The organism is Streptomyces sp. NBC_01478 (assembly GCF_036227225.1).
GTDB lineage: Bacteria > Actinomycetota > Actinomycetes > Streptomycetales > Streptomycetaceae > Streptomyces.
This window is the reverse complement of the sequence record NZ_CP109444.1, coordinates 4,613,797-4,634,309: the sequence shown is the minus strand read 5'-3', so window position 1 is coordinate 4,634,309 and position 20,513 is coordinate 4,613,797. Positions and strand designations below refer to the sequence as shown.

Below are 20,513 nucleotides of genomic sequence, written 5' to 3'. Positions count from 1 at the left end.
ACAAAGCGATCGGCGGGTCCGTCGTCAACGGACCCGCCGATTCGTGTAGTTGAGCGTGAGCCTGGGCTTGTGCTTGGTCTAGGGAGTGCTCCGCTCCCGTACCGGCTGCGCGGACGACACGGCGGCGGCGGAGACGGTCTCCCGCCGTACCGACACCCGTGCCTGTGGAACGGCCGGAACCGGGGCGGAGAGGGTCTGGACGGCGGTCTGGGCCGTTGCCCGGGCACGGGTCTTCGGCTGCGGCACCGTCAGGGAGACGAGCAGCCCGAGGGCGAGCGCAGCGCATGCGATGACCGCGATCCCCAGACCGGAGTTCGTCTGTGACAGCAGCAGCATGGCGAGCGTCGAGAAGATCACGGTGAACGAACCGTAGGCGAGCTGTGCGGCGGTCGGACGAGGCATGGCAATCGAGTCCTCGTTAGGCGATGGAGGGGAGCTGTGAAAGGGGGGTGCGACAAGGATGTCGGCCTGGCTTTCCGCCGGGTTCCGGGCGTTCCGCCAATCGACTCTATTCGCCTGCATGCCCGAGTGGAACGTGCAGTAAGCATGACCTAACACACAGCTCCGGAGCATGGGGGGCGCACGGAGTCATACCGTCCACCAAGTGGACGGATGTACGCGCCCGTTGAGCGAGCCCCGAGTCGCCTGTGCGTGTCCGTAAAGCGGACCCCGGCTTCGCATAGTGCACTTGTCCTGCTCAAGTCAAGGTCTGTCTTTTCTCGTAAACCTCTAGTCAAATAACGTCACTTGACTATCACGCGTACACCGCGCGCGGACCTTCCATGACTTCCAGGACCCCCCCTTCCGCGCGGTCGGGTACGCAGGGGAGGACCTCAAGTGACCAGCAGACCCTGGACGTTCAGAGCGGCCGCGGTGGGCGTGGCCCTCGCGGCGGCCACCGCCACGTTCTCGACGTTCGCCGTGGCGGAGGCCGACACCTCGGCCAAGGCCACCACTGTCGACCGGCATGACCCGGCACCGGTCGCACAGAAGGAGCACGACCTCGACGGCCCGCTGAGCAAGACGCAGGACGCGCAGCGCCAAGAGGCCCTGAACCAGGTCATATCCGGCAAGGCGTCGGTCAAGGACCGCAACGGCTCGCAGGTCGTCCAGCTCAAGAGCAAGGGCGGCAAGAGCAAGTACGTCGAACTGGGCCGGGAGCAGACCGACAAGATCTTCACGATCCTGGTCGAGTTCGGCGACCAGGTGGACACCCGCTACGGCGGCACCGTCGGCCCGCTGCACAACCAGATAGCCGCGCCGGACCGTACGAAGGACAACTCCACGGCCTGGCAGGCGGATTACAACCAGGCGCACTTCCAGGACCTGTACTTCGGCACCGGCAAGAACACCGAGTCGCTCAAGAAGTACTACGAGAAGCAGTCCTCGGGCCGCTACTCGGTCGAGGGCGAGGTCACCGACTGGGTCAAGGTCCCCTACAACGAGGCCCGTTACGGCTCCAACAGCGCGTCCACCGGCGCCTGGTACGCGGTCCAGGACGGCGTCAACGCCTGGGTCGCCCAGCGCGAGGCCGCGGGTGACACGGCCGCCGAGATCAAGACGGAGCTGGCCCAGTTCGACCAGTGGGACCGCTACGACTACGACGGCGACGGCAACTTCAACGAGCCCGACGGCTACATCGACCACTTCCAGATCGTGCACGCCGGTGAGGACGAGTCCGCCGGCGGCGGCGCGCAGGGCGAGGACGCGATCTGGGCCCACCGCTGGTACGCGTTCGGCACCGACGCCGGCGCCACCGGCCCGGGCACCAACCTGCTCGGCGGCACCCAGGTCGGCGACACCGGCATCTGGGTCGGCGACTACACGATCCAGCCGGAGAACGGCGGACTCGGCGTCTACGCCCACGAGTACGGCCACGACCTCGGCCTGCCCGACGAGTACGACACCGCGGGCGGCGAGAACTCCACCGGCTTCTGGACGCTGATGTCGTCCGGCTCCTGGCTCGGCACGGGCAAGGAGGCGATCGGTGACCTGCCCGGCGACATGAACGCCTGGGACAAGCTCCAACTGGGCTGGCTGGACTACGACGTGGCCAAGGCCGGCACCAAGTCGAAGCACACGCTGGGCGTCGCGGAGTACAACACCAAGAACGCGCAGGCGCTGGTGGTGCAGTTGCCCCAGAAGGAGGTCACCACCGAGGTGGTCACCCCGGCGCAGGGTGCCACGCAGTGGTGGAGCGGCAGCGGCGACAGTCTGAGCAACACCCTTTCCCGGACAGTGGACTTGACCGGGAAGTCGGCCGCGTCCCTCACGCTGGACGGCTACTACGACATCGAGGCCGACTACGACTACCTCTACACCGAGGTGTCCACGAACGGCGGCACGACCTGGACCCCGATCGACGGCACGCTGGCCGACGGCTCCGCCATCCCGCGTGACGGCAGCGGCAACCCCGCGCTCACCGGCACGGCGGCGGCGTACCAGAAGCTGACGTACCCGCTGGACGCCTACGCGGGCCAGAAGATCGACGTCCGCTTCCGCTACCAGACCGACAGCGGTGTGGCGCAGAAGGGCTTCACGGCCGACGAGATCACGGTGACCGCCGACGGCGCGACCCTCTTCTCCGACAACGCCGAGGCCGCGGACGCCGCGTGGACCGCGAAGGGCTTCTCGCGCATCGGCGCCTCCTTCACGGACGACTACGCGCAGTACTACATCGCCGAGAACCGTCAATACGTGTCGTACGACAAGGTGTTGAAGGTCGGTCCGTACAACTTCGGCTTCTCGACGACCCGTCCGGACTGGGTGGAGCACTACGCCTACCAGAACGGCCTGTTGATCTGGAAGTGGGACACCTCGCAGGCGGACGACAACACCAGCCAGCACGCCGGTGAGGGTCTGATCCTGCCGATCGACTCGCACCCGACGCAGCTGAAGTGGTCCGACGGCACGCTGATGCGCAACCGCATCCAGGCCTACGACTCGCCGTTCAGCCTGTACCCGACGGACTCGGTCACGCTGCACAAGGCCGACGTCGCCACCAAGATCAAGTCGCAGCGCGGGGTTCCCGTCTTCGACGACGGCAAGTCGACCTACTACGACACGTCGAACCCGACGGCCGGTGTCAAGATCACTGACACCAACACCCGGATCAAGATCGTCAAGGAGCCGCTGAACGGCTCGACGGTCACGCTCCAGGTCGGCCCTTCGGCGAAGTAGTCGGTAAAAGCGCAGGTCAGAAACGTATCGGCGGTGACCCCCTGGCGGGTCGCCGCCGATCCGTGTTTAGGTGCGTCCTGTGCGTCGCTTATTGACACCGACTTCGACACCGACTCGCCCGGGAGTGTGACCGCATTGTCCGCAGGAGGTTTCTGCAGGCTGCCGACAGGCAGCGTGGTGGTGGCGTTGAACCTGCCCAGACCCAGCGCCCAGGGTGACGGCTGCGTTCGCGTTCTCGTCCACGCACGCAACCGGGCCCGGGCGCTGACCAGGCTCCGCAACCTCGGGATGCGGGCCGTCTACCTGCGCGGCAACGCGGAGCCGCCGACGCCGGACGAGATCACGGCCGTCCTGCACCACCCCGACGGGCTGATATGGCGTACGGCGTCGGCGCCTGACAACGCTGTCGTGATTCCGGGGCCGGAGTTGCCGCAGGAGTTGTGGCATCCGATCAAGGCGTTGCTGCGGAGGCCTCCGGCGGCTGCGTGACGCTCCGCTGGAGGGGCGGTTCGTTGTCTGCGGGCCGGTGGGGGCCGAGCGCGCCCGCGCGGCGGAGCCGCATATGGGTACAGCCCCGCGCCCCTAAAAGCGACTGTGCTGGTCCGACTTTCAGGGGCGCGGGGAACTGCGCGACCAGCCCCCACCGGGCCCGCAGACAACCAACGACGTGCCCCCGACAGGCGGTCCGCCCCGATGCACCCCATCCTGAGATGGCTCGGGGCCCCCAAGACCGCCGGAGGCCCTCGTGGCTACCGTCCTCTACCGCCTGGGGCGTCTGGCGTTTCGCCGGCGCTGGTATGTGACCGTTTTTTGGGTGGTGATCCTCGCCGCCCTCGGGTTCGCCTCCAGCAAGGCCGCCGAAGCGCCCGCCACGACCTTCTCCACGCCCGGCGTCGAGTCCCAGCGGGCCTTCGACCTGATCCAGCAGCGCTTTCCCGGAGCGCAGGCGGACGGTGCCGTGGCCCGGGTCGTCTTCGTCGCCCCCGATGGGCGGAAGATCAGCGCCGGGAAGGACCGGGCGGCCGTCGTCCGGCTCGTCGACGAGGTTTCCGGGGGACCGCAGGTCGCGAGCGCGGTCAACCCGTTCCAGGCCGGCGCGGTCAGCGAGGACGCGAGCACCGCGTACTCGACGATCACGTACACGGTGCAGGCCAGCGACCTCTCCGACACCGCCAAGAAGAACCTGGAGAACGCCGCCGCGCAGGCCCGCGATTCCGGCCTCACCGTCGAGATCGGCGGCACCGCACTCGCCGCCGAGCCCTCGGCGGGCGGCGTCGGCGAGGTCATCGGCGTCGGCATCGCCGCCGTGGTGCTGCTGATCACCTTCGGGTCGATCGCCGCCGCCGGGCTCCCGCTGCTGACCGCGATCCTCGGCGTCGGCATCTCCATGACCGCGATCACCACCCTGGCCGCCACCCTCGGCCTCTCCGACACCACCGGCACCCTCGCCACGATGCTCGGCCTGGCCTGCGGTATCGACTACGCCGTGTTCGTCGTCTTCCGCTACCGCGAGGAACGCGCCAACGGTCATACGACAGAGGAGGCGGCCGGCCTCGCCGTCGGCACCGCCGGCTCGGCGGTGGTCTTCGCGGGCCTCACCGTCGTCATCGCGCTCGCCGGGCTCTCCGTCGTGGGCATCCCCCTCCTCACCAAGATGGGGCTGTGCGCGGCCGGCGCGGTCGTCCTCGCCGTCCTCATCGCGCTGACCCTCGTGCCCGCCCTGCTCGGCTTCTGGCCCCGCGCCGTCCTCTCCCACCGCTACAAGACGACCGGCCGCCGTATCCAGGGCGTGGCCGGCAACATGGGCAGCCGCTGGGCCGGGTTCGTACTGCGCCACCCCTGGCCGGTGCTGGTCGGCACGGTCGCCGGCCTGGTGGTCCTCGCACTCCCCGTGATCGGCCTGCGACTCGGCCAGTCCGGCGACGAGGCCAAGTCCACCGCGACCACCCAACGCCGCGCCTACGACGACCTCGCCACGGCGTTCGGCCCCGGCTTCAACGGCCCGCTGACGGTTGTCGTGGACCTCACCGACGCCGACCACCCGAAGGCGGCCGCGGCCACCGTCGAACGCCGGATCGCGACGGTGCCGGGCGTGGTGTCGGTGACCCCGGTCCGCTTCAACTCGGCAGGAAACACCGCCCTGTTCACCGCCGTACCGGCCGAGGCGCCTACCAGCCAGAAGACCGTCGACCTCGTCCACACCATCCGCGACGACCGCTCCGCCATCGAGGCGGCGGCCCCCGGCGCGGCCTTCGAGGTCACCGGCACCACCGCTCTCAACATCGACGTCGCCCAGAAGGTCAGCAGCGCCCTGGTCCCGTACCTGATCGTGGTCGTGGGCCTGGCGGTGCTCCTCCTGCTCCTGGTGTTCCGCTCGATCGTCATCCCGATCAAGGCGGCCGTCGGCTTCCTGCTCTCGGTGCTCGCCGCGCTCGGCTGCGTGGTCGCGGTCTTCCAATGGGGCTGGGGCGCAAGCCTGTTGGGAGTGGAGACAACCGGCCCGATCATGAGCCTGATGCCGATCTTCCTGGTGGGCATCGTGTTCGGCCTCGCCATGGACTACGAGGTCTTCCTCGTCTCCCGCATCCGCGAGGCCTACGTCCACGGCAGCGCGGCCCACGCCTCGATCGCGACCGGGTTCCGCTACAGCGCCCGGGTCGTCACCGCCGCCGCCCTCATCATGATCTCCGTCTTCGCGGGCTTCATCACGGCCGGCGACTCCATGATCAAGATGATCGGCTTCGGCCTCGCGATCGCCGTCCTCTTCGACGCGTTCATCGTCCGCATGGCCTTCGTACCGGCCGTCCTCGCCATCCTCGGCGAACGAATCTCCTGGCTACCGGGCTGGCTGGACCGCCTCCTCCCGAATGTGGACATCGAGGGCGAGAGCCTGAGCCGCCAACACCCGGCGACGGAGCCAGTGGACAACCCCGAGAAGACGGCCGTATGAGACCCGGCCCGCTGCAGCGCCCCTTTTAGGGGCGCGGGGCTGTATCGATATGCGGCTCCGCCGCGTGGGCGCGACCAGCCCCCACCGGCCGGCAGCCAAAGAACCGCTAGACGACCGGCTTACCCGTCAACTCAACCCCGGCCGCGCGCAGTTCCTCCAACGCCCGGTCCGTGGACTCCTTCGCCACCCCAGCCGTCAGATCCAACAACACCTGCGTACGAAACCCTTCCCGCACAGAATCCAACGCGGTCGCCTTCACGCAGTGGTCCGTCGCGATCCCGACCACATCCACCTCGTCGATCTCCCGCGCCCGCAACCAGTCCCCGAGCGAGACCCCGTTCTCGTCCCGCCCCTCGAACCCGCTGTACGCCGCCGCGTACGCCCCCTTGTCGAAAACCGCGTCGATCGCGCCGGAGGCGACCGCGGGCGCGAAGTTCGGGTGGAACCCGACCCCCTCCGTGCCCGCGACACAGTGCGCGGGCCAGGAGCGGGCGTAGTCGGGGTTGTCGGCGAAGTGCCCGCCGGGCGCGATGTGGTGGTCGCGGGTGGCCACGACGTGGCGGTAGCCGGCGGGCGCCTGCCCGATCAGCTCGGTGACGGCGGCGGCCACATCCGCACCACCGGTCACCGCGAGACTGCCTCCCTCGCAGAAGTCGTTCTGCACGTCAACGACGATCAAGGCGCGGCGCATGGTGGTGTCCTTCGACGGTGAGTGAGATTCGAGCCTAGAGACTTCGGCGCCACCGCGGGAGGGCGCACCGCTGATTTTCGTACGGGTCTTAACCAGCGGGACTTAACTACCCGAACGCAGTTGGACGTACTCCGTCGGAATGACGGCTTCCCCGCGCGACAACTGGGTCGCCGACAACGGCAGGTTGCCCCGCGCGGCCGCATGCCGGTCCCGTACGACGTCCAGCGGTTCGCGGGCGACGACCTCGCCGCCCTTGACCAGCTCGACGAGCAACTGCCGGTCGGCCAGCTCGGCGGGGACCGGCCCGGTGCCGATCACCTCGGCCTCCGCGATCCCGTCGGCGTCCAGTCGCCGCGCGGCCCACTTGCGCCCGCCGATCGACGTCTTGCCCCCGCTGGACTTCTTCGCGACCGGAACCAGCGGCGCCTTCGGGTCGGCGGACTCGGCCCGCGCGACCAGCTTGTAGACCATCGAGCAGGTCGGGTGCCCGGACCCGGTCACGAGCTGGGTGCCGACGCCGTACGCGTCCACGGGCGCCGCCGCCAGCGAGGCGATGGCGTACTCGTCCAGGTCGGAGGTCACCACGATCTTCGTGTTGACGGCACCCAGCTCGTCCAACTGCTGCCGCACCCGGTGCGCGACGAGCAGCAGATCGCCCGAGTCGATGCGGACGGCACCCAGTTCGGGCCCGGCGACCTCCACCGCCGTACGGACCGCCTCGGTGACGTCGTACGTGTCGACGAGCAGTGTCGTGTTCCGGCCCAGCGAGTCCACCTGGGCCTGGAAGGCGTCGCGTTCGTTGTCGTGGAGCAGGGTGAAGGCGTGCGCGGAGGTGCCGACGGTGGGGATGCCGTAGCGGAAACCGGCCGCGAGGTCGGAGGTGGTGGCGAAACCGCCGACGTAGGCGGCGCGGGAGGCGGCGACGGCGGCGAGTTCGTGGGTGCGGCGGGCGCCCATCTCGATCAGCGGGCGGTCCCCGGCGGCGGAGGCCATGCGGGAGGCGGCGGCCGCGATCGCGGAGTCGTGGTTGAGGATGGAGAGGATCACGGTCTCCAGCAGCACGCACTCGGCGAAGGAGCCCTCGACCCGCATGATCGGCGAGCCCGGGAAGTACACCTCGCCCTCCGGGTAGCCCCAGACGTCACCGCTGAAGCGGTAGGAGGCGAGCCACTCCAGGGTCTCCTCGTTGACGACGTTCCGCTCGCGCAGGAAGCCGAGGACGTCCGCGTCGAACCGGAAGTTCTCCACCGCGTCCAGCACGCGTCCGGTGCCCGCGACCACGCCGTAGCGGCGCCCCTCGGGCAGCCTCCGGGTGAAGCACTCGAAGACCGAACGCCGGTCGGCCGTACCCGCTTTGAGGGCGGCCTGCAGCATCGTCAGTTCGTAGTGGTCGGTGAAGAGCGCCGTCGAGGGAACGTCCACCGGCAGCCCAAGGTCCGCTACGTCCACTGAACTCTCCTGGTCGTGATTTTCCGGGTCCCCCGAGGTCCGCCGGGGGTCCGGGGGTTGTCCCCCGGTGTGTGCCGCATGGCAAGGGATCGTACTCCCATCTCGTCACTCTGACGATTTGTGGGGTCCATTTGTGCGGAGGCCCCCTTGTGGTGGCAGCATGGGCCGTGTGACGTCACCCGCACCCCTGGAGATCGAACGCACCGAGTCGGCGGAGGAGGTCTTCGCCGTACCCGAGCCGGACGTCCCCTGGGTCACGATCGTGCACAACGACCCGGTCAACCTCATGAGCTACGTGACGTACGTCTTCCAGACGTACTTCGGCTACTCCAAGGACAAGGCCACCAAGCTCATGAAGGACGTCCACCACAAGGGCCGAGCGGTCGTCTCCAGCGGAAGCCGCGAGGAGATGGAGCGCGACGTGCAGGCCATGCACGGCTACGGTCTGTGGGCCACCCTCCAGCAGGACCGGAAGTAGCGACCCATCCCGATGCCAGGACACTTCGAACCGCTCCGCGACGGCGGCGCCGCCGTCGCACTCGACGACGTCGAGATCTCGATCATCCGGTCGCTGGCCGTCCAGCTCCTGGAGCTGATCGGCCCCGGCCCCGGCGAGGACGCCTCTGCCGACCCCCTCGCCGAACTCTTCGCCGAGGGCCCGAGCGAGCCGCCCTCCGACCCGGTGCTCAAGCGCCTGTTCCCGGACGCCTACACCGACCCGGAGCAGGCCCCCGACTCCCCGCAGGACGCCGAGGAGAAGCTCGCGCACTCCGCGGAGTTCCGCCGCTTCACCGAGAACGACCTCAGGGCCGGCAAGCGCGAGAACGCCCTCGCGGTGATCCGCACCCTCGACTCGCTCACCCCCGGCGGCGACGGCGGCGCGATCCTCAAACTGACCGCCGACGAGTCCCGCCAGTGGCTCGGCTCCCTCAACGACCTGCGCCTGGCGATCGGTTCACGCCTCGACATCACCGACGAGGACGACACCGACGACCTCTACCGCCTCCCGGACGAGGACCCGCGCAAGCCGATGGTGATGGCGTACCTCTGGCTCGGCGGCCTCCAGGAAACCCTGGTCACGACGTTGATGCGCTGACCCACGACGACGAGGCCGGCCTGTCGCCACCGGCCGCGCCGACCGGATTCGCACAGCCGACGCGGACCGGGCCACCGGCGTCGGTTGCTCGGACTGTGCCGGCCGGGGCCGGTCGCTCGGGCCGTGCCGGTCGGGGGCGCGTGGCTGTGTGGGGCGGGTCGTCCGCTCTGCCCGCATGAAGTGTGCCGTCGGCACGGGCCGCGTTGGTCGTGCGGGTCGTACCGGCGGCACCGGCAGGGTGGGTCGTGAGGGCTGGGGTCGTGTCGGCCGCATGGGCTGTACCGCCCGCTCGCGCTGGGCTGTCCACGCGTCCGTATCGGTCGTGCGAGCCGCATCGCACGCGTCGCCCGCGCCAGTCGCATCGGTCGTTCGGGCCGCGGCCCCCGCCCCACGCGCCGCCTGCCTCCGGCGCCGTCAGCGACCCCCGCACCGCACACGCGGCCCCGCAGCCCCGCGCTTTCGGCGGCCACCCGCACCGCGCGCACCGCACACGACCCCGGCGCCGTCAGCGGCCCCCGCCGCACGCTCCGCCTGCGGCCCCCGCACCGCACACGACCTCGGCACCGCGCGCGACCCCCGCGCCGCTCCCTCCGGTCGTACGGCCCCCGCACCGCACACGACCCCGGCACCGCACACGACCCCCGCGCCGCCCCCTCCGGTTGTACGGCCCCCGGCCCCGCCCGGTCCGCGCCGCCCGCCCGCCCCGGTTCCCCCGGGACCGCGGTCATCAGCCGCCCCGTAGCCGTCAGCCGATCCGCAACCATCGGCCAATCCGGCCGCGGCCCGCCCCTTCCCGTTCGCTCAGCGGACCCTCAAATCCAAATAACGATCACGTCACCGCGACGGTCAGGAATGCTGGCCGTCGCTCATTTTTGTCCGCTTCTTCCTGTGGTGTGCGCCACAAGTGTCCGCATCGATCACGATTGCGACCGTGATAGATCTTCACGACCGCCCGGCGGACGCCACCCATGTCCCGCCGGGTTCGCCATGCGGCCGACGGACCTCGGCCGGGCAGCTCCAGTCCATGGGGGGATTCGGAGAAAGGCGCACCACACATGACCTCCGCTCAGGTCGAGAAGGACAAGACCCCTGAAGAGGGGTACGAGCGCGGGCTCGGCAGCCGTCAGGTCCAGATGATCGCGATCGGCGGCGCCGTCGGCGTCGGCCTGTTCCTGGGAGCCGGGGCGAACATCGCCAAGGCGGGACCCAGCCTCATCCTCATGTACGCCCTGGCCGGCGTGATCATCTTCTTCATCATGCGGGCACTGGGCGAACTGCTCCTGTACCGCCCGGTGTCGGGCTCCTTCGCGGAGTACTCCCGCGAGTTCCTCGGCCCGTTCTTCGGCTACTTCACCGCCTGGACGTACTGGCTGATGTGGGTGGTGACCGGCATGGCCGAACTCACGGCCGCCGCCATCTACGTCAACTACTGGTTCCCCGCCGTCTCCCAATGGATGACAGCGCTCGTCTTCCTGGTCGTCCTCTTCGTGGCCAACCTGATCTCGGTGAAGCTCTTCGGCGAGATCGAGTTCTGGTTCTCGATGGTCAAGGTCACCGCCCTCATCGGCATGATCGTGATCGGCCTCGGAGTCCTCACCTTCGGCTTCAGCAGCGCCGGTGACACCGCCTCGGTCGCCAACCTCTGGCAGTTCGACGGCTTCTTCCCCAAGGGCATCGGCTCCTCCCTGATGACCCTCCAGGGCGTGATGTTCGCCTACCTCGCCGTCGAACTGGTCGGCGTCACCGCGGGCGAGTCCGAGAACCCCGAGAAGACCCTCCCCAAGGCGATCAACACCCTCCCCTGGCGCATCGCCCTCTTCTACGTCGGCGCCCTCACCGTCATCCTCTGCGTCGTCAAGTGGACCGAATTCGCCCCGGGCGTCAGCCCGTTCGTCGAGGCGTTCGCGAAGATCGGCATCCCCGCGGGCGCCGGAATCGTCAACTTCGTCGTCCTCACGGCAGCCCTCTCCTCCTGCAACTCGGGCATGTACTCCACGGGCCGCATGCTCCGCACCCTCGCGGACAACGGCGAGGCCCCGAAGGCCTTCAGCAAGCTGTCCGCGTCCAAGACCCCGGCGACCGGCATCACGATCTCCGTCGCCTTCATGGGCATCGGCGTGATCCTCAACTACATCGTCCCCGAGAAGGCCTTCGGCTACGTCACCTCGGTCGCCACCGCCGCCGGCATCTGGACCTGGCTGATGATTCTGATCAGCCACGTCCTCTACCGCCGCGCGGTCGACGCGGGCCGCCTCCCGGCCTCGTCCTTCCCGGCCCCGGGCGGCGCGAAGTTCTCCTACGTGGCCATCGCGTTCCTGCTCTTCGTCACGGGCCTCATCGCCTACGACCCGGACTCCCGCGTCTGCCTCTACGTCATGGTCGGCTGGACCCTCGCCCTGATCGGCGGCTGGATCGCCCTCAAGATCCGCAACCCGCAGGTCACCGAGCGCCGCGAGCCGGAGTTCGAGAAGGTCGGCTGATCACCGCAGCCCAGCATGTGGGCCGCCCCGTACCACCACTCGGTACAGGGCGGCCCTTCTGCTTGCGCGGCGGCCCTTCTGTTTATCCTGACGACCATGCCGACCCTGACCATCACCCAGGTCCTCTTCGACCAGATCGTCGCCCACGCGCGCAAGGACCACCCCGACGAGGCGTGCGGAGTCGTCGCGGGCCCGGTGGGCGAGGGCCGCCCCGAGCGCTTCGTCCCCATGCTGAACGCGGCCCGCTCACCCACGTTCTACGAGTTCGACTCGCAGGACCTGCTGAAGCTCTACCGCGACATGGACGACCGCGACGAGGAGCCGGTGATCATCTACCACTCCCACACCGCGACCGAGGCCTACCCCTCCCGCACCGACATCGCCTACGCCAACGAACCCGGCGCCCACTACGTCCTCGTCTCCACCGCCGACAGCGACGAGGCCGGCCCCTTCCAGTTCCGCTCGTACCAGATCCTGGAAGGCGTGGTCACCGAGGAGGACGTCAAGGTCGTAGAGGCATACTGACCGCGTACGCAACAGACCAACTCGCCGTCACGGAGATGGTGTTGACGCAGCGGTCGAACGCACGGCGCCCCACGCTGGAGGATGTCGCCCGCTGGTCGGGCGTCTCCAAGTCCACGGTGTCGCGGGTGGTCAACGACGAGCCCAAGGTGAGTCCGGAGGTCGCCGTCCGGGTCCGGGAGGCGATCTCCGCGCTGGGCTACGTGCCCAACCAGGCGGCCCGGCAGTTGGTCACCCGCCGCACCGGCGCCGTCGCGGTCGTCGCGGCCCAGCCCGAGAACCGGCTGTTCCTGGACCCGTTCTTCGACTGTCTGCTGCGCGGCATCCGCGCCGAACTCGCCCGGCACGGCGCCCAGGCCGTCCTCCTGTTCGTCGACGAACCCGACGACTACGCGCGCGTGGCCGACTACCTCGGCGGCGGCCACGTCGACGGCGCGATCCTGTTCTCGCTGCGCCCCGGCGACCGGATGCCCGAGATGGTCGACCGGCTCGCCCTGCCCGCCGTCTTCGGCGGCCGTCCCCTCCTGTGCGACGGCGACCCCGTGCGCGGCCAGGCCTTCGTCGACGGCGACAACCGCGGCGGCGCCCGCCAGGCCGTCCGCCACCTCCTCGCGCTGGGCCGCGAGCGCATCGCCACCGTCACCGGCCCCTACGACCAGGAGAACTCCGCCGCGGAACGGCTCGCCGGCTACCGGGAGGTCCTCCCCGACACCGCGCCCCAGTTGGTCGAGCGGGCCGACTACACCCGGCAGGGCGGCGCCGACGCCATGGCCGCGCTGCTCGACCGCCACCCCGACCTGGACGCCGTCTTCGTCGCCTCCGACCTGATGGCCTCCGGCGCCCTCCAGACACTGCGCGAACGCGGACGCCGGGTCCCGCAGGACGTGGCCGTGGTCGGCTTCGACGACCTCGCCGCCATCTCCGAGTCCACCGACCCGCCGCTGACCACCGTCCACCAGGACGTCGCCGAGATGGGCCGGCTGCTCGCCCGGCTGTTGTTCGGCCGTACCGAACACGACCCCGGGGAGGACCGGCCGTCGGCGATCGTGCCGACCCGGCTGGTCGTACGACAGTCCGCCTGAACTGCGCCGTCTCAGCCCCCGAATGAATTTCGTCCGAATTGTGAGATCACATACCGAGGTCCGGACAGGGAATCGATACGATGAGCCCATGGTTCTTCTCGACGTGAGCGACAAGGCGCCGGGCACGCTGCTCGTGGCGCGGCTGCACGTCGACCTGTGCAGGCTGAACAGCGCCATCTGTTGACAGTGCGCTGTCGCCGTACAGGCCGTGCGCCGCGGCAAGCAGACGTGAGCCCACCGACACCAGACGACCCCTCCCGCTTCCGACAGGAGCCCCTTGCCATGGCCATCGAGGTCCGCATCCCCACCATCCTCCGCACCTACACCGGCGGCGAGAAGGCCGTCGAGGGTGCCGGTGAGAACCTCTCCGCGCTCTTCGCCGACCTCGAGACCCGGCACACGGGCATCCAGGCCCGCATCGTGGACGGCGGCGAGCTGCGCCGCTTCGTCAACGTGTACCTGAACGACGAGGACGTCCGCTTCCTCGACGGCATCAACACCAAGCTCACCGACGGCGACAGCGTCACGATCCTGCCGGCCGTGGCCGGCGGTATGGCCTGATCGTCGATGCGTTACGACTCCCCGCTGGCCGCGGTGGGCAACACCCCTCTGGTGCGCCTGCCGCGGCTCTCGCCGTCCACCGACGTCCGCATCTGGGCCAAGCTGGAGGACCGCAACCCGACCGGCTCGGTCAAGGACCGCCCGGCCCTGCACATGATCGAACAGGCGGAGAAGGACGGCCGCCTCACCCCCGGCTGCACGATCCTGGAGCCGACCTCGGGCAACACCGGCATCTCGCTCGCGATGGCCGCGAAGCTCAAGGGCTACCGCATGGTCTGCGTGATGCCCGAGAACACCTCCCAGGAACGCCGCGACCTGCTCAACATGTGGGGCGCCGAGATCATCCCCAGCCCCGCGGCCGGCGGCTCCAACACAGCCGTACGCGTGGCGAAGGAACTCTCCGCCGAACACCCGGACTGGGTGATGCTCTACCAGTACGGCAACCCGGACAACGCGGGCGCCCACTACGCCACGACGGGCCCGGAGATCCTCACCGACCTCCCCTCCATCACCCACTTCGTGGCGGGCCTCGGCACCACAGGCACGTTGATGGGCGTAGGCCGCTACCTCCGCGAACACAAGCCCGACGTCAAGATCGTCGCCGCCGAGCCGCGCTACGACGACCTCGTCTACGGCCTCCGCAACCTCGACGAGGGCTTCGTCCCCGAGCTCTACGACGCCTCCGTCCTCACCACCCGCTTCTCGGTCGGCTCCGCCGACGCGGTCACCCGAACCCGCGAACTCCTCCAACAGGAGGGCATCTTCGCCGGCGTCTCCACGGGCGCGGCCCTCCACGCGGCGATCGGCGTCGGCAAGAAGGCCGTAGCGGCGGGCGAGACCGCGGACATCGCGTTCGTGGTGGCGGACGGCGGCTGGAAGTACCTGTCGACGGGCGTGTACACGGCGGCGACGACAGAGGAAGCGATCAAGACGCTCCAGGGCCAACTCTGGGCGTGAGGTGAGGTTTTAGGGGCGCGGGGCTGTATCGATTTGCGGCTCCGCCGCGTGGGCGCGCTCAGCCCCCACCCACCCGCACTCGACGTACAACCTTCAGCCGGTGAGGTGACGGACCTGATCCCACAGGACCGGGTCCACCACCCCGACCCGCCGCCGAAACTCAGACACCGACACCTTCCGCAGCTCGTCGGTCTCCAGATAGCTGGCCCGCCCCCGAGAATCGCCAACGGCCCCCGGCGGCAAGGGAATTACCCCACCCCGCCCATCGTGATACTTGCTGGTGATCTTTGCGACGGTGACCTTCCGTCCCCGCACCGCAAGCACCAGACAAGGCCGGTCCTTCGCAGCCCCGGGTTGATCCTCATAGGGCACATTCGCCCACCAGATCTCCGCGGGCCGAGGCCGATCCCCTCGCGCAGGCCGCCGCCCCCGCCCCCACCCGTCGACAAGCGTGGCGACCAGCGCCAGCAATATCACCGCCGCGAGCGCAAGCCACCAGAACCTGTCCATGCGGATGACGGTACCGGCGCGCAATCCAAGCCGCGCGCCCTCTTATAAACCCCACGCGCCCCGGTTCCAGCCGAACCGGTGACAGCACAGGTGAGTTCCCCCACAACAGCCCTTGGCGGAGGAGCGACCGGCCCTTTTGCGCCTTACGCTCGACGGACCGCACGACCCCCGTCACCCAACTCCAGAAGTTACCCGCCAGCGGAGGTTTCTGCTTTATGAAGCTCACCGTCGTCGGCTGCTCGGGGTCGTTCCCGTCCGCGGAATCGGCCTGTTCGAGCTACCTCGTAGAGGCCGACGGCTTCCGGCTGCTCCTCGACATGGGCAACGGCGCCCTTGGCGAGCTGCAGCGCCACTGCGGTCTCTACGACCTCGACGCGATCTTCCTCAGCCATCTGCACGCCGACCACTGCATCGACATGTGCGCGTACTTCGTCGCGCGCTACTACCGCCACGACGGCGGCCGTTGCGACCCCATCCCGGTCTACGGTCCCGAGGGCACCGAGCACCGCCTCACCACGGCCTACGCCGACACCCCCACCGCCTCCTCGATGAGCGAGGTCTTCGACTTCCACACGGTGAAGCCGTCCACGTTCGACGTCGGCCCCTTCACCGTGCACACCGAGCGGGTCCGCCACCCCGTCGAGGCCTACGCCATCCGCGTCGAGCACGGCGGCCGGTCCCTCACCTACTCCGGTGACACGGGCGTCAGCGAGTCCCTCGACGAACTCGCCCGGGACACCGACCTGTTCCTGTGCGAGGCCGCGTTCACCCACGGCAAGGAGAACATCCCCGACCTCCACCTCAACGGCCGCGAGGCCGGCGAGACGGCGACCAGGGCGGGGGTCAGGCGCCTGGTGCTGACACACATCCCGCCGTGGACCGACCCCCAGGCCAACCTGGCCGACGCGCGCGAGGTCTACGCCGGGCCGGTGGAACTGGCGGCGCCGAGGGCGTCGTACGAGATCTGACCGCGCCTATGTGAAGGGCCCCGGCACCATCTGGGTGCCGGGGCCTTCGTCACGCCGCTCGGAGGCTCACGCCTTGGTGAGGTCCTCCAGCTCCTCCTCGGGCTCGCGGCCCGGGGTGGGGAGGTTCCACTTGGTGATCGCGAAGCGGAAGACGAAGTAGTAGATGGCGCCGAAGACCAGACCGATCGGGATGATCAGCCAGGGCTTGGTGGCGAGGTTCCAGTTGAGCGCGTAGTCGATGAACCCGGCCGAGAAGGTGAAGCCCGCGTGGACGCCGAGCGCCCAGGTGATCGCCATGGACAGGGCGGTCAGCACCGCGTGGATCGCGTACAGCACCGGGGCGATGAACATGAACGAGAACTCGATCGGCTCGGTCACACCGGTCACGAAGGACGTCAGCGCGAGCGAGATCATCATGCCGGTCACGGCCTTGCGGCGCTCGGGACGGGCGGTGTGCGCGATGGCGAGCGCGGCGGCCGGCAGGCCGAACATCATGATGGGGAAGAAGCCCGACATGAACTGTCCGGCGGTCGGGTCACCGGCGAAGAAGCGGGTCAGGTCGCCGTGCACGACGGCGCCGGAGGAGTCCTTGTAGTCGCCGATCTGGAACCAGGCCACGGAGTTGACGAACTGGTGCATGCCGACCGGGATCAGCCCGCGGTTGATCAGACCGAACAGACCGGCACCGAACGCGCCGAGACCGGTGATCCACTCACCGAAGTTCGAGATGCCCTCACCGACCGGCTTCCAGATCAGGCCGAAGAAGACACCCATGATCGTGCCGACGAACGCCATGATGATCGGGACGAGACGGCGGCCGTTGAAGAAGCCGAGCCAGTCGACCAGCTTGGTCCGGTGGAACTTCTGCCACAGCACCGCGGAGAGCAGACCCATGACGATGCCGCCGAGGACACCGGGGTTGTTGTAGGTCGCGGGTACGTCCGCGCCCTTGAGGATCTGCGCGTCGGTGACGGGGAAGGCCTTGAGCACATTGCTGTAGACGAGGAAGCCGACCAGCGCCGCCAGCGCCGTGGAACCGTCGGACTTCTTGGCGAAGCCGATCGCGACACCTATACAGAACAGCAGCGGCAGGTTGTCGAAGATCGCGCCACCGGCGGTGGCGAAGACCGCCGTCACCTTGTCCGGCAGATGCAGCTTGTCGTGAATGTCGGCCTGGCCGAACCGGAGCAGGATGCCCGCCGCCGGAAGCACAGCGATCGGGAGCTGTAGGCTGCGGCCGATCTTCTGCAGGCCCTGGAACAGGCCGGATCCCCACTTCTTCGCGGGTGCCGCCGGTGGCGCGGTGGCAGTGCTCATGGACTTCCTCCATCGGGTGGTGGTCTACACCACTCAGTGGTGTAGACCTGTTGTAGCAGATGAAGTCCGCATAAAGGAACCCGCGAATCCTGCGACCGAATCGCTACGCGACGTACATGGAGACGTACCTGGGGGCAGGCATGACGAAGGGCCCCCGGACCGATGGTCCGGGGGCCCGACTCGCCCGATCTGTACGGCCGTTCGTGGCCGTTCGTCAGGCTTTGGTGACGTCCTCGTGCTCGTCCTCCGGCTCCCGCCCCGGAGTCTTCAGATCGAACTTCGTGATCGCGAACCGGAAGACGACGTAATACACCACCGCGAAGCACAGCCCGATCGGAATGATCGCCCACGGTCTCGTCGCCAGATTCCAGTTGATCGCGTAGTCGATCAGCCCGGCCGAGAAGCTGAACCCGTCGTGCACCCCGAGCCCCCAGGTCACCGCCATCGACACACCCGTCAACACCGCGTGGACCGCGTACAGGACGGGCGCGATGAACAGGAACGAGTACTCGATGGGCTCGGTGATACCGGTCACGAAGGAGGTCAGCGCGACCGACAGCATCAGCCCGCCCACCTCCTTGCGGCGGCTCGGCTTCGCGCAGTGTGCGATCGCGAGCGCCGCCGCCGGCAACGCGAACATCATGATCGGGAAGAACCCCGAGGTGAACTGCCCCGCGTTCGGGTCACCCGCCAGGAACATGTTGATGTCACCGTGCACCACCGTCCCGTCCGGCTTGGTGTAGCTGCCGAACTGGAACCAGATGGGCACGTTCAGGAACTGATGCAGCCCTACGACCAGCAGCGCCCGGTTGGCCAGACCGAACACCCCGGCGCCCCACGCGCCCCGGTCGCTCAGCCAGTCGCTGAAGTGCTCGAGCCCGCTGCCGATCGGCGGCCACACCCACAGCGCCACCGCCGCGACCGCGATCGCCACGAACGACATGATGATCGGCACCAGCCGCCGCCCGTTGAAGAAGCCGAGCCAGTCCACCAGCTTCGTACGGTGGTAGCGCGCCCAGAAGAACGCGGTCAGCAGCCCCAGCACGATCCCGCCGAACACCCCGGGATTCTGGTACGCGAACGCCGTGACCGAGTGATCGGTGGCCTGGCACCCGATCCCGGGCACCACGTCCGTGCCGCCCGTGCAGTCCTTGGGGAACTGGCGCAACACGTTGTAGTACACGAGGAAACCGACGACCCCGGCCAGCGCCGTCGACCCGTCCGACTTCTTCGCCATGCCGATCGCGACGCCCACACAGAACAGCATCGGCAACCCGAGCTGCCCGTCCAGCAGCGCCCCGCCCGCGCCCGCCATCACCTTCGAGACATCGGTCCAGCCGAGCCCGTCGTCCCCGAACACGTCCGGCTGCCCGAGCCGGTTGAGGATGCCGGCGGCCGGCAGTACGGCGATGGGGAGTTGGAGACTGCGGCCCATCTTCTGCAGACCCTGGAACAGGCTGCCCCGGAGGGTCCGCCCAGGACGGGCGGCGGCACTGTCGGCACTCATGGACGCCCCTCGGTAATGTGGTGTAGACCAGTTGGCGACGTGATCGTTCACCATCATTCGGCACGCACGACATGACCGCTCGCGAAGCTGGGCCAACTGTGGGTTACTGCGACAAAGCGGTTCGGATCAGGGAGAGAACAACATGGCCACCAAGGCTGAGAAGATCGTTGCCGGGCTGGGCGGCATCGACAACATCGAAGAGGTCGAGGGCTGCATCACCCGCCTGCGCACCGAAGTGAAGGACCCGACCTTGGTCGACGAAGCCGCACTGAAGGCCGCCGGCGCCCACGGCGTCGTCAAGATGGGCACGGCGATCCAGGTCGTCATCGGCACGGACGCGGACCCGATCGCGGCGGACATCGAAGACCTGATGTGAACCCCGGGGTTCACGGATAGGAGAGGGGCTCCTCCCGGTGCACGATCCGGGAGGAGCCCCTTCCCCTTTCCCGGTCCGCCCCTACGACTAGGCTCTTCGCCATGTCTCGCATCGACGGCCGCACCCCCGAACAGCTCCGCCCCGTCACCATCGAACGTGGCTGGAGCAAGCACGCCGAGGGCTCCGTCCTCGTCTCCTTCGGCGACACCAAGGTGTTCTGCACCGCCTCGGTCACCGAAGGCGTCCCCCGCTGGCGCAAAGGCAGCGGCGAGGGCTGGGTCACCGCGGAGTACTCCATGCTGCCCCGCGCCACCAACACCCGCGGCGACCGAGAGTCCGTCCGCGGCAAGATCGGCGGCCGCACCCACGAGATCAGCCGCCTCATCGGCCGCTCGCTCCGCGCGGTCATCGACTACAAGGCCCTCGGCGAGAACACCATCGTCCTCGACTGCGACGTCCTCCAGGCCGACGGCGGCACCCGTACGGCGGCCATCACGGGCGCGTACGTCGCGCTGGCGGACGCCGTGGCCTGGGCCCAGGGCAAGAAGCTGATCAAGGCCGGCCGCCGGCCGCTCACCGGAACGGTCTCCGCGGTCTCGGTCGGCATCGTGGGCGGAGTCCCCCTCCTCGACCTCTGCTACGAGGAGGACGTCCGCGCCGAGACCGACATGAACGTCGTCTGCACCGGCGACGGCCGCTTCGTCGAGGTCCAGGGCACGGCCGAGGCGGAACCCTTCGCCCGCGAGGAACTCAACGCGCTCCTGGACCTCGCGGTCGCCGGCTGCGACGAGCTGACCGCCGTACAGCGAAAGGCACTTGAGGCCGCGCTGGAGAAGTAGCAGGCTGGGTCGGCCGAGTAAAGGGCGT

The 20,513-nt window shown here is 68.9% G+C and carries 20 protein-coding genes; 14 read left to right on the top strand and 6 right to left on the bottom strand.

Features of this window, described 5'->3' with window-relative positions; all coding sequences use genetic code 11:
• Positions 1–78: 78 nt before the first annotated feature.
• Positions 79–402, bottom strand: a complete 324-nt coding sequence (locus OG223_RS20820) for a hypothetical protein (RefSeq protein WP_329250659.1) — start codon at positions 400–402, stop codon at positions 79–81.
• Positions 403–837: 435 nt separating this feature from the next.
• Between OG223_RS20820 and OG223_RS20815 the strand changes: the two genes are divergently transcribed.
• The 3 genes from OG223_RS20815 to OG223_RS20805 all read left to right on the top strand — a co-directional run bounded on the left by OG223_RS20815 (position 838) and on the right by OG223_RS20805 (position 6,130).
• Positions 838–3,180 carry an immune inhibitor A domain-containing protein gene (locus tag OG223_RS20815; protein WP_329250655.1) on the top strand — a complete coding sequence of 781 codons (2,343 nt, stop codon included), beginning with the start codon at positions 838–840 and terminating at the stop codon, positions 3,178–3,180.
• A gap of 135 nt (positions 3,181–3,315) precedes the next feature.
• Entirely contained in the window at positions 3,316–3,669 is a 354-nt protein-coding gene (locus tag OG223_RS20810; RefSeq protein ID WP_329250653.1) for a hypothetical protein, read from the top strand.
• Positions 3,670–3,925: 256 nt separating this feature from the next.
• Complete coding sequence (locus OG223_RS20805) at positions 3,926–6,130, top strand: MMPL family transporter (protein ID WP_329250650.1); 2,205 nt, start codon at positions 3,926–3,928, stop codon at positions 6,128–6,130.
• Positions 6,131–6,236: 106 nt separating this feature from the next.
• Here OG223_RS20805 and OG223_RS20800 read toward each other — a convergent pair whose 3' ends face one another.
• Together OG223_RS20800 and OG223_RS20795 are read right to left on the bottom strand one after the other, a co-directional pair.
• Complete coding sequence (locus OG223_RS20800) at positions 6,237–6,821, bottom strand: nicotinamidase (RefSeq protein ID WP_329250647.1); 585 nt, start codon at positions 6,819–6,821, stop codon at positions 6,237–6,239.
• 102 nt (positions 6,822–6,923) lie between these two features.
• Entirely contained in the window at positions 6,924–8,270 is a 1,347-nt protein-coding gene (locus OG223_RS20795) for a nicotinate phosphoribosyltransferase (protein WP_329250645.1), read from the bottom strand.
• 160 nt (positions 8,271–8,430) lie between these two features.
• Here OG223_RS20795 and clpS point away from each other — a divergent pair, with 160 nt between their 5' ends.
• The 8 genes from clpS (at position 8,431) to OG223_RS20755 (ending at position 14,968) form a co-directional block, all read left to right on the top strand.
• A complete protein-coding gene (clpS, locus tag OG223_RS20790; protein WP_329250641.1) occupies positions 8,431–8,748 on the top strand; it encodes an ATP-dependent Clp protease adapter ClpS in 318 nt (105 codons plus the stop codon).
• Between the two features lie 12 nt (positions 8,749–8,760).
• A complete protein-coding gene (locus tag OG223_RS20785) occupies positions 8,761–9,366 on the top strand; it encodes a DUF2017 domain-containing protein (RefSeq protein ID WP_329250639.1) in 606 nt (201 codons plus the stop codon).
• Positions 9,367–10,421: 1,055 nt separating this feature from the next.
• Positions 10,422–11,846, top strand: a complete 1,425-nt coding sequence (locus tag OG223_RS20780; protein WP_329250636.1) for an amino acid permease — start codon at positions 10,422–10,424, stop codon at positions 11,844–11,846.
• Between the two features lie 96 nt (positions 11,847–11,942).
• A complete protein-coding gene (locus OG223_RS20775) occupies positions 11,943–12,371 on the top strand; it encodes a M67 family metallopeptidase (RefSeq protein WP_329250633.1) in 429 nt (142 codons plus the stop codon).
• Positions 12,372–12,406: 35 nt separating this feature from the next.
• Positions 12,407–13,450 (top strand): LacI family DNA-binding transcriptional regulator, encoded by a 1,044-nt coding sequence (locus OG223_RS20770; protein ID WP_329250631.1) that lies wholly within the window; start codon positions 12,407–12,409, stop codon positions 13,448–13,450.
• Between the two features lie 88 nt (positions 13,451–13,538).
• Positions 13,539–13,634 (top strand): putative leader peptide, encoded by a 96-nt coding sequence (locus OG223_RS20765; RefSeq protein ID WP_019065921.1) that lies wholly within the window; start codon positions 13,539–13,541, stop codon positions 13,632–13,634.
• A gap of 98 nt (positions 13,635–13,732) precedes the next feature.
• Complete coding sequence (locus OG223_RS20760; protein ID WP_329250626.1) at positions 13,733–14,011, top strand: MoaD/ThiS family protein; 279 nt, start codon at positions 13,733–13,735, stop codon at positions 14,009–14,011.
• 6 nt (positions 14,012–14,017) lie between these two features.
• The gene (locus OG223_RS20755) at positions 14,018–14,968 is read left to right on the top strand and encodes a PLP-dependent cysteine synthase family protein (protein WP_329250623.1); all 951 of its coding nucleotides are present in this window, start codon (positions 14,018–14,020) and stop codon (positions 14,966–14,968) included.
• Between the two features lie 93 nt (positions 14,969–15,061).
• Here OG223_RS20755 and OG223_RS20750 read toward each other — a convergent pair whose 3' ends face one another.
• On the bottom strand, positions 15,062–15,478 hold the full coding sequence (locus OG223_RS20750) for a type II toxin-antitoxin system PemK/MazF family toxin (protein ID WP_329250620.1): 417 nt from the start codon (positions 15,476–15,478) through the stop codon (positions 15,062–15,064).
• A 215-nt stretch (positions 15,479–15,693) separates the two neighbouring features.
• Between OG223_RS20750 and OG223_RS20745 the strand changes: the two genes are divergently transcribed.
• Positions 15,694–16,446 carry an MBL fold metallo-hydrolase gene (locus OG223_RS20745; RefSeq protein ID WP_329250617.1) on the top strand — a complete coding sequence of 251 codons (753 nt, stop codon included), beginning with the start codon at positions 15,694–15,696 and terminating at the stop codon, positions 16,444–16,446.
• Between the two features lie 66 nt (positions 16,447–16,512).
• Here OG223_RS20745 and OG223_RS20740 read toward each other — a convergent pair whose 3' ends face one another.
• On the bottom strand, positions 16,513–17,763 hold the full coding sequence (locus tag OG223_RS20740; protein ID WP_329250613.1) for a PTS transporter subunit EIIC: 1,251 nt from the start codon (positions 17,761–17,763) through the stop codon (positions 16,513–16,515).
• Positions 17,764–17,977: 214 nt separating this feature from the next.
• Complete coding sequence (locus OG223_RS20735) at positions 17,978–19,270, bottom strand: PTS transporter subunit EIIC (RefSeq protein ID WP_329250611.1); 1,293 nt, start codon at positions 19,268–19,270, stop codon at positions 17,978–17,980.
• Positions 19,271–19,376: 106 nt separating this feature from the next.
• On the opposite strand from OG223_RS20735, the gene OG223_RS20730 reads away from it, so the two are divergent.
• A complete protein-coding gene (locus OG223_RS20730) occupies positions 19,377–19,646 on the top strand; it encodes a PTS glucose/sucrose transporter subunit IIB (protein WP_267953825.1) in 270 nt (89 codons plus the stop codon).
• A 101-nt stretch (positions 19,647–19,747) separates the two neighbouring features.
• On the top strand, positions 19,748–20,485 hold the full coding sequence (gene rph / locus OG223_RS20725; RefSeq protein ID WP_329250608.1) for a ribonuclease PH: 738 nt from the start codon (positions 19,748–19,750) through the stop codon (positions 20,483–20,485).
• The last annotated feature ends 28 nt before the right edge of the window (positions 20,486–20,513 follow it).